10 protein-coding genes and 1 pseudogene are annotated in these 9,288 nt (G+C 32.4%); 7 read left to right on the forward strand and 4 right to left on the reverse strand.

What is annotated here, in order from left to right; translation table 11 throughout:
- From BM126_RS21655 to BM126_RS22630, 5 genes are all read left to right on the forward strand, one after another.
- The coding region (locus tag BM126_RS21655) for a DUF3238 domain-containing protein (RefSeq protein WP_141770120.1) at positions 1–860 on the forward strand (860 nt) is incomplete at its 5' end.
- A gap of 125 nt (positions 861–985) precedes the next feature.
- On the forward strand, positions 986–1,144 hold the full coding sequence (locus BM126_RS22625) for a hypothetical protein (RefSeq protein WP_177201540.1): 159 nt from the start codon (positions 986–988) through the stop codon (positions 1,142–1,144).
- A gap of 729 nt (positions 1,145–1,873) precedes the next feature.
- Entirely contained in the window at positions 1,874–3,259 is a 1,386-nt protein-coding gene (mobV, locus tag BM126_RS21665) for a MobV family relaxase (protein ID WP_256213219.1), read from the forward strand.
- Positions 3,260–3,550: 291 nt separating this feature from the next.
- Complete coding sequence (locus BM126_RS21670; RefSeq protein WP_177201541.1) at positions 3,551–4,081, forward strand: MerR family transcriptional regulator; 531 nt, start codon at positions 3,551–3,553, stop codon at positions 4,079–4,081.
- Positions 4,082–4,598: 517 nt separating this feature from the next.
- Positions 4,599–5,069: a hypothetical protein gene (locus BM126_RS22630; protein WP_177201542.1), complete on the forward strand. Its 471-nt coding sequence runs from the start codon at positions 4,599–4,601 to the stop codon at positions 5,067–5,069.
- Between the two features lie 41 nt (positions 5,070–5,110).
- Here the strand turns inward: BM126_RS22630 and BM126_RS21680 are convergent, their stop codons facing one another.
- Positions 5,111–5,452 (reverse strand): helix-turn-helix domain-containing protein, encoded by a 342-nt coding sequence (locus BM126_RS21680; RefSeq protein ID WP_090991388.1) that lies wholly within the window; start codon positions 5,450–5,452, stop codon positions 5,111–5,113.
- 1 nt (position 5,453) lies between these two features.
- Positions 5,454–5,939 (reverse strand): hypothetical protein, encoded by a 486-nt coding sequence (locus BM126_RS21685; protein ID WP_141770122.1) that lies wholly within the window; start codon positions 5,937–5,939, stop codon positions 5,454–5,456.
- Positions 5,940–6,414: 475 nt separating this feature from the next.
- Between BM126_RS21685 and BM126_RS23115 the strand changes: the two genes are divergently transcribed.
- Positions 6,415–6,546, forward strand: a complete 132-nt coding sequence (locus tag BM126_RS23115; RefSeq protein WP_256213220.1) for a hypothetical protein — start codon at positions 6,415–6,417, stop codon at positions 6,544–6,546.
- Between the two features lie 521 nt (positions 6,547–7,067).
- Here BM126_RS23115 and BM126_RS21690 read toward each other — a convergent pair.
- Both BM126_RS21690 and BM126_RS21695 read right to left on the reverse strand, forming a co-directional pair.
- On the reverse strand, positions 7,068–7,793 hold the full coding sequence (locus BM126_RS21690) for a hypothetical protein (protein WP_090991390.1): 726 nt from the start codon (positions 7,791–7,793) through the stop codon (positions 7,068–7,070).
- Between the two features lie 416 nt (positions 7,794–8,209).
- Positions 8,210–8,599, reverse strand: a complete 390-nt coding sequence (locus BM126_RS21695; protein WP_256213221.1) for a UPF0715 family protein — start codon at positions 8,597–8,599, stop codon at positions 8,210–8,212.
- 95 nt (positions 8,600–8,694) lie between these two features.
- Here BM126_RS21695 and BM126_RS21700 point away from each other — a divergent pair.
- A pseudogene (locus BM126_RS21700) lies at positions 8,695–9,288 on the forward strand (hypothetical protein); the annotation flags it as partial.

Consider the following 9,288-nt stretch of genomic DNA (forward strand, 5'->3'; position numbering starts at 1 on the left):
AAACAAAAGAATTAAATTATACAGATGACAGTGTTAAACCTGATACAGAATATACTTATACAGTAAAAGTAGATAATAAAGTTTCCAAAGAAAAAGAAAAAGAAATAAAACAAAAAATAAAAGAAAATAATACAAAACTAACTAAAGAGGAAAAAGAAGAAGTTTTCAATAACACTGGGACAATTTCATCTTTGATTAAAACACCCAATAACACTGAAGAATCTTTAAAAACTGATGAAATAATGGAACCAATGAATTTAGAGTCAACTAACAATTCTTTTGCAGCATTAGCTTTACCGTCTTCTAATGAATTTAGTTTAGATTACAGAACTTTTATTCCTTTTAAATCGGTAGAGAATCCTAATCCTGCTAGTTCTATCGATTATTTACAAGGAGATAACAGAACAGCATTTGCAGCATATAGTAATATATATAGAACAGAATCTAGTGTTAACATAATGTTTAATGGACCTACCTCATTAACACTTTGGAAAGACGTACATGCCAGTCATTCTTGTACAAATGCAAGTTGTTCAAATCCAAAATCTTTAGGTACAGCAAGTAGTAGTGGAATAACCATTGATAAATTAGTTGTATCATCTAAACGAATGACATGGTCAGTTAATCATGCTGTTGGAGTACCACTAGGAATTTTATATCCTGATATCAATTACTATTATTTAGCTACGTTAACTCCGAAAAGCTTCAGTATTGATGGAGAACATGATAAAGCACCTAACCATGAAGTGTATTTAAATTATCCAAGTGGCTCTATAAAATTACACACATTTGCTGTAACAAGTCAAAATGACTTTTGGAAATTAATCGGAGTTACAGCTTCTTGGAGCTTTGATATGTAAAAGATAAAAAAGAGTAACAAAGTCTATATTAGAGTTTCTTACTCTTTTTTATCTAATTTAATCCAAAAGGGATTGAACGACATGTTTTTAAAAAGTTGGGAAATCCTTGGCACAACAAACCAATTTTGAGAGAGAAACCAAAAGGCTGGTATTCCGAAGAAGAAAAGTGGCTGCTGCTCGAAAATCCATACCATAAAGATAATGATTTTGTTCATGCAGGTTATCTTTTAATAAATAAATTCAAGCAAACACTTTTCACGTCGGCTTATGAAATTGTAAAATGATAAAACCGGCCCCTTCAAGGGGTTGGCTCTTGTAAAAGGATAGACCTTCCCATTCGCCACCAAGCTCAAGGGAGGTCTATTTTTTCTATAAAAAACTCAATAATCCTATATTTTTAAACACGCCTAGAAGGCTCATATTTAGCTTCTAAGGTGTTTTTTAGTTTTAACTTAGAGTTACTAATGTTTTATCTTTAAATCGCTTAGAGAGCTTCGTAAAGAGTGTTCGAAGTGTCAAAATAAATAAGGGGAAGACAATAAAAAACCTCCTAAAATTAAATAGGAGGTTTAACACGCTTATTGCAGTTGAGAATATTACTGTTTACAATGAAAATACATGTGAAAGAAGAAAGAACCATAAAATTGATTGCAGTCAATTTTATGATTTCTTAGGTGAATTAGTCTTTTGTTCTTTTGGAAAGCAAAATGACTAGATTCAAGATTGCGCAAGTTGCAATTATTGTTGTAGGATCCATTTTTATTCACCGCCTTTTTATGAAAAGCAGCACTCGTATTGCAGTACGGGTGCTGCTTTTATACATTATAAAACATTTAGAATGCCTTCAGGTTTCATACTTCAGTTATTTGTAGTGTTATTTTCACCTTTTCACCTTTTTTTTGAAAATAATCAAAAATAACATTCCAATTATTTCACTTTTAAAAATTGGAATGTTAATTAAACGCTTTTCATTGTGTCTGTCAACGGTACCGGACCGTAGGGAGGATAAGGAGTTGATAGACTTGCTGCACCCGAAGCCTGAAGGTTGTAAACAAACCCCGTTTGTTTGCGCCTGGCGAAGGGGCGGCCCTCCGATGAAACGGAGGGTGGGGTGGTTAAATTTTTTGAATGCGATCCAACGGGCTCCCGTTGGCCGGGTTTGGGCAGGTGCCCAAGGTTCCGAATTTGGCCTCGCAGAGCACACCTTTACGAATGTAAAGTATAGTGTGTTATACTTTATGCATTCTCAGACGTTATTCGGAAGGTGGAATTCAAGAGTGAGCTATGCGGTATGTAGGATGCAAAAAATGAAAAGTCATGACCTCAAAGGCATGCAGTTTCACAATCAAAGAGAAAGAGAAAGCCGAACAAATGATGATATTGATCCGGCCAAAATCAACTTGAATTATGACCTGGTGAATGACGTTCATATAGATTACAACCTGAAGGTTAAATCAATTATTGAAGCACAAAAAACGGATGAACGGAAAATCAGGAAAGATGCAGTATTGGTCAATGAGTTGCTGATCACATCAGATAAACTGTTTTTTGAAGGGTTGTCTGAACCAGAACAAAAGAGGTTTTTCAAAGAGGGTTTTGAACTCTTTTCGGAACGTTATGGGAAACAGAATATTGCTTACGCAACTGTACATATGGATGAAAAAACACCGCATTTACATTTAGGAATTGTGCCTATGCGAGATGGCAAACTTCAAGGAAAAAATGTATTCAATCGCCAGGAACTACAGTGGATTCAAAATGAATTTCCAAAGCATATGCAAGGGCTTGGATTTGACGTGCAGCGTGGAGAAGAAAATTCGAAACGTGAGCATTTAACGGTTCAACAATTTAAAGCTAAAACCTTGAAAGAACAAATTCAGGAGTTAGAACAAAGTAAAACAGACTTGGAAGGAGACTTAACAAGTACGAATCAGCAGTTGTATGTCTTAAGATCTTCTTTAAACGCACTGGAAACTCATGCGAAGGATATTGACCGGATCGAAGGTAAAAGACGAATACTAAGGGATGATGTACTAATTAAAGCTGAAGAATTAGAAACACTCAAGAACTACGCCAAAAAGTTACCTGCTGTAATCCTAGATAACCAGAAACTTTCTCAAGAAAGAGATGCCTATCAATCCAAGAATGAACAATTAAATCATCGTGTTGGAGAACTAGGGAAAGAAAAGAATAGCCTGATAAAAGAAAACCTGGAATTAAAGCAAGAACTTTCTAAGTTTAAAAGACTTTATAGCTATGCGAAACAATTTTTAGTGCGAATTAACTTATTTGAGAAATTTCTTCAAGTAGTAAAAATGTCAGAGAACGAAAGGCAAGCTAATAATCAACATTCACCAAAAGAAAAATCTAGGAAAAAAGATATTGAATTTGAACGTTAAAAAAGATTCTTAAATTCAAAAAGACTTAAATTTTAATTAAAATATACATAAAATATACTTAAATTTTAAGTCACCTGATATTAATAGAGATTTAGAGACATAAAATGACTTAAATTTTAAGTGAAATATACTTAAATTTTAAGTCATCTATCTTAAAAATGTTCGTAATTAGAACATTAATTATATTAGCAGCACAGGATTTTTCTTGGTGGCAGCTAATAAAAGATTATAGTGACTAATAAGTGAATAATAAACGATAGTAATAAAAATTGATAAGGGGTGGTGGCGAAGTTGAAAGAATGGTTTAGTATCATTGAATTAGCAGAAAAAACTAATATTCCAGATACAACTGTAAGAAGATATATAAGCAAATTTCCTAATTTCTTCACCCATAAAGGCGGATCAAGATCTCGACGTTATGAAGATACGGCAGTGCAAGTGCTTGTGAGAATTAAGAACCTCTTTGATGAAGGTTATGAAACAGACCAAGTAGATAGTAAATTACGGAACGAATTCGCTGTGATAATTGATGATAATAACGTGGTTGAAAATGATGAAAGGGTTGTTACACCTACGTTAGCTACTTTTGAGGATATGTTAGAGATTAAAAAGGCCTTAGCAGATCAAATGGAGTTTAATAAGCTGCTATTAGAGAAATTAAATAACCAAGAAAACTATATAAAAGAGTCCTTAGACAAACGTGATCGTCAGTTAATGGAATCCCTGCGAACAATACAGGAAGAAAAGAAGGCCTTAGTAGAGGTAGCTGCAAGTAAGGACAAACCTTCTTTTTTCCAAAGATTGTTTGGTGGCAGTAAGTAATCGTAAAAAAAATGCGTGGCAGGGAGGTAGTGCCATTATTACCCCTGGACGTCATTAATAGCCATAAAAACGCCTCCCTAGTTCTCCATTTTCGTCTGCCCATTCATTCCACATTTCACACCAAGGAACATGTCTCACTTTAGTATCTATTGCTGAACAAAAATAGCCTTATTGTAGGCTTTTTTTTGTTAACTTGAAAAACAGAGAAAACGAGAGAAAAACAGAGTTTGACCTTTCTAAAAAAAATCATAAAAATCAGAGCCTGCAAATCGCAAAATGCCCAGAAATGCCCGGATAGGAGAGTTGATGTTTTGAATATGAATGATCTGTACTATTTGGACTTCCGGAAATGGACGTTATGTAAACATGAATGCATAGTGGCATAGTGTATTCAAAAGGAGAGTTATTAAAAGCTCTCTTTTTTTATTGACTTTTGGTTTAATCATGCTACTATTTTAGGTAATAACTAATGGTGAGTTTTCACCATTAGTGTAAATCGTAAAAAGAGGTTGATACAATGGCAAAAGTATTTGATGCAAGACGGGCTATCTTTATTCCAGCTACTGGCGGACACCCTCCGAAGACAGAATATCGTGTGGCGTGGGGGTATGAAAATTGGGGTAATCCAGTTCCTGTTACAAAAGTGCAAATGGTATATGAAAATGTAGTTGCTGGACGCTTAAGTCCATCTTATCCAGATGAAACATTGGATGAACGTGCGATGATTTTAGCTTTGGATTTAGTTAAAAAGGGTTATGGAACAAGTTCTAAGAAGAGCAGAACCGTTCTTGTTCTGAAAAAATTAAGTCCTGAAAAGGGAAGGGATACTCTGTTTTCGGAAGTTGAAGATGAAGTTATGGAAATGTACCAAGAGATTTTTACAAAGCCTGGTTCAGTTTTAACGGTTCCTGTTTCGATTGGATTAGATAAAGAAATCGAGTTAGAGGGAAATATCCTAGCCTTTATTCTTAATGTAGATGTTGCTTAATACAAAAAGGGACTCATTGATAATCATGAGTCCCTTTTTCTTCAGACAAGCTCAAGTATTCTCTTGCTACTTTTGGGTAATTCTCCGTATTCTAAATTAATATCAATAACACCAAGAGCATGAAAAATCTTATCATACGTATCAGTACCGATTGTGGAATCTCCACATTCGACTTTAGAAATTGTAGCTTGAGTAATTCTCTCACCCTGCTCCTTTATAATTTCTACAACTTGTGTTTGCGTTAAACCGAGTTCAATTCTACGTTGAAGAATTTTTTCCGCCATGATAACTGAAACACTTGTCATGTGCTCGGTTACGCCTGGAACTTTATCTAACAAATTCATGAGTTCTTCATGTTGTTTGCCTAATTTAAATTTTTTCATATTAATCATCCTCTTCCTCTAAGAAATCTGATAAATACTTCATCGGGTCTTTTAAAAATTCATCATACATTTGTACGCTTTTTCTTACGGCTTTTTGAAATTCAGGAGGATTTGGGTCTCCTTGTTTTAACACTGCTTGTGTGAAAATCAGTAATTGTTCGTCCTCGAAGTCGAAACAGAAAAATATGGCTCTAAAAGCACCTGGTGTACTTCTGTTGATTCTAAATTCTAATAATGGTCTGTGAATGCCAACGATGTCTTTTAAAAGATTAAACGTACGTGGATGTCCATTGGGTTCTTCACCAATCATTATCATTTTTTTGTTGGGAGGAATACCTAAGTTAGTTAGTTGAGTAAGTCCCTGACGGATATACTTTGCTATTTGTTGGGCATCAGCATTTCCCTCAATTCCCATTTGAGCGATATTTTCGATTTCAGTTAAAACCTGACTTTCTCCGTTTTCCTGTAAATAAATGATTGTAGCCATAATTATATTGTACAGAGTATAAAAAAACAAACAATTTATATTCTATACAATATATTCCCCCCTTTAAGAAAAATTATACTTATTTTATTTTTTATGTAATTTTACCAAATAAAACAGTTTTTGGATGTAAAGCTGTCTTTTTAACATAAAAAAAAGCTACTAATAAAAATTAGTGGCTTTTTTTTATTTTTGAGCAAAATTTTCTGTTTTTCTAATTTTTTAGGGCATATTTTTTTATCTTGTTAAGACATGGCGGAAAAGGTGATGTGTACAGTACACGAATTCATCATTTTAGTTATGCGATAAATGAACAATACATTAGGAGCTGTGTTTAAAAAATCGAAAGGGAGTGTTTAAAAAAGAAAGCAATTTAAATATAAGTTATTCGGGAGCTATAAAAATTTTTTATTTTTAAAAATGAAAAAGGACTTCTTTTATATTATTAGCAACTAAGCATTGAGGAGGGGAAAAGCAAATGGAATACCAAGACAAGAAACGGAAAATCAAAATTTCAGCCAAATTCATCTTGGCGATAGGAACCACCATTCCAACTGTGGTTACGGCTGGGATTGCTTTTATTCATTTCATTATGACAGGCTCTATTTGATATAACTTCCTATATCAATATTTTCAAAAAATGTACCTGCCCAAACGGTTCATCAAAAACCGTTTGGGCATAAAATTACGCTATACATAAATCCCATTTCAGAAGTATATTGTTGGAATTAATTGATCATGAAATGGAAGGAAATCAAAAGAAAGAGTTTTTAGATAGGTCTTTGAAATTGGTCCTGAGGTAAGTGACAATTTTGGTATTTATGTTCAAATGAATCTCGATTCTCCCATCATAGGTCGACTACCATTGCACTATAGAGGAAAATATAGATATTCTGTTCTGAATGAACTTTACAACTTCAAATATTACGAATCAACATATAAATTCGAATTCAAAATAAGATAAATTCAATGCACTTCATAATGAATATAAAAGTGCTTTGAATTACTGGTCAATCATTTATAATGAAAACTTAGTAACAGTTCGTATAACAGCCTTTGGAGAAGATTACATTGAAAATAGAACAGTTTATGAATGAAAGATTTTTGATTAGATAAATTATATTAATTCTCTTATTGTTCAAGCCAGTTATAAAAAGGTACGTCATTTTGTAACGCTGCTAAACTTTCTTTTTCACGTTTCTTTTTTATAGCAACTTGCCGGTTGTTTGCATCATGTAAAGCTTGGTTCTCAATGGATCTAAAAACTCTATCAATGTAACTAGATATGTATTTTATAGTCGTTCCTTCTTTTATGGCATCATTGACTCGATTTAAAATGGCCTGACTAATAGCTTGTTTATTTATATTATTACTTTCTTGTTTTTTATTGCTAGTTTCTAAAAGATTAATAGATTCTTTTTCATTTTTAGACTGTTCATCCTTACTCTCACTTGATTTATCAAGGTGTTCCCGGTACGTCAATTTATTTTTTGACGGTACGTCAATTGTATTAAAAACATAAACATTATGCCCTTGCCCGCCTTTACTTCTTACCGTATTTTCGACTGTAAGAATGCCTAGTGTTCTGGCTTTTCTTAACATACGTTCAAACGTAGATCTGCTGATACCAAAATCGTTCATTTTCTCATTGATGGCCTTTAATATGGTGCCGATTTTAGCGTTGGCTACACCATAATACTTTGCTGAGAAACGCACCAGGCGCTTAAAAGCAATCAGTTCCCCTTTGGTGAAATCTTTTTTATGATCGGCTAAAAACATTTCAATCGTATTATTAAATTTTTTGATGCTGCTAAATTTGCTGTAGTCTTTAAAGTTTTCAATTCTTCCCGATAACATGTCCTATTTCCCCTTCTAGGGACAAAATAAAAAGGCATACTTTGCCCTTTCACCTAACCAGCAGGAAAAACAGTAAAATATACCTTTTAATTAAATTTAGTTTAACGGTTGAAAATCTCTCTATAACCCGTTAAAATAGGCACATAAGAATTTTTGTTTTTCCCTTGTCGTCTTGGTAGGAGTTCAAGGGTAAAGTCATTTCCGTTAAGAGTGGTGGTACACCTTAACACATGGAAATGGCTTTTTTATTTGTCCGTACTATGTAATTATTAGAATTATAAACCTACAAAACTATCAAATCAACGAAAATTTTTACAAAAGCCTGGTGGTATAAAACTAAACTCTTTAGCAAAAGTTATCTATTGGTCTATTAGCTACACTATCAAATAAGGAATGCGATCTATTAATCGCATTCCTTATTTTTGTAAAAAAACTGAATCCCAAATCCAAAATAGAAATGCAGAAAAGAAAGTTATTATATAATAATTATTTGAAAAAAACGGATTTATCGTTGAATCTGATAGTAAGGTAATCACAAACGAACATATAGATGACCCTAATAAATAAACGATAAAAAATATAAAATGAAATCTTTTTTGTTTTTTATTAAGAAAAAACTGTAAAGGCACAGCAAATATTAAATAGATTATAGAAATACATAAAAAGATAAAAATAAATCCCCAAAAACTATAGAAAGAAAATTTTTTTAACAAAAAAATAAGAGTAAAAGATAACGATAATGAAGAAAAAATAAGACATAAAATATAATTTAAAATCAGTTCTGAAGTTATTTGTTTCTTTTGCAAGACAGAAATTCCCCTTTCTAATTTTCCATTTTTTACTTTTACATTTTATTGTTATTTTGGTAGAATAATACAGATGTTAAATTTAGGGGGCTATTATGAAAAAATTAAAATTGCAACATGTTTTTCTTGCAGTTACATTCGTCCTAGGATTAAGTATCATCGTACTTTTACCTAGTGTATCACTTGCTGCAGAAAAAAATAAGATGGTAAAAGTAGAAGAAGAAAACAATGAAGTTACAATTACCGTACAAAAAAAGGCTGACTTTTACAAAATTTACAAAGATGAAGAATTAGTTTATGAAGGTCCAAATAATATATTCAAAGAAAAGATGGATTATATTTCACAAAAATATAAAGTAGGGATTTACAATAATGAAAAATTAGAGAAAGTAGTTTCTTTAAAAGTTTCAAATGATTTTAAAAAGGAAACTCTTCTTGACGCTGATACTCATAAGGAAGACAAAATAGGTCAGATTATCAGAACTACAAAACTTCAAACCAATGTAAGTGACAAATTAGTAGAACTACAATGGCCTGAACTACCAGATCAAGATGGAATTTATGAAATCTATAGAGATGATCAAAAAGTTGGTGAAACAAAAGAATTAAATTATACAGATGACAGTGTTAAACCTGATACAGAATATACTTATACAGTAAAAGTAGATAATAAAGTTTCCAAAGAAAAA

The organism is Bacillus sp. OV322 (assembly GCF_900112495.1).
Lineage (GTDB): Bacteria > Bacillota > Bacilli > Bacillales > DSM-1321 > Peribacillus.

Excerpts from the sequence above, each read along its gene's own strand:
- BM126_RS22630 (WP_177201542.1), top strand. The coding sequence starts at position 4,599 with ATGGCAAAAGTATTTGATGCAAGACGGGCTATCTTTATTCCAGCTACT.
- BM126_RS23115 (WP_256213220.1), top strand. The coding sequence starts at position 6,415 with ATGGAATACCAAGACAAGAAACGGAAAATCAAAATTTCAGCCAAATTC.
- BM126_RS21680 (WP_090991388.1), bottom strand. The coding sequence starts at position 5,452 with ATGAAAAAATTTAAATTAGGCAAACAACATGAAGAACTCATGAATTTG.
- BM126_RS21690 (WP_090991390.1), bottom strand. The coding sequence starts at position 7,793 with ATGTTATCGGGAAGAATTGAAAACTTTAAAGACTACAGCAAATTTAGC.
- BM126_RS21685 (WP_141770122.1), bottom strand. The coding sequence starts at position 5,939 with ATGGCTACAATCATTTATTTACAGGAAAACGGAGAAAGTCAGGTTTTA.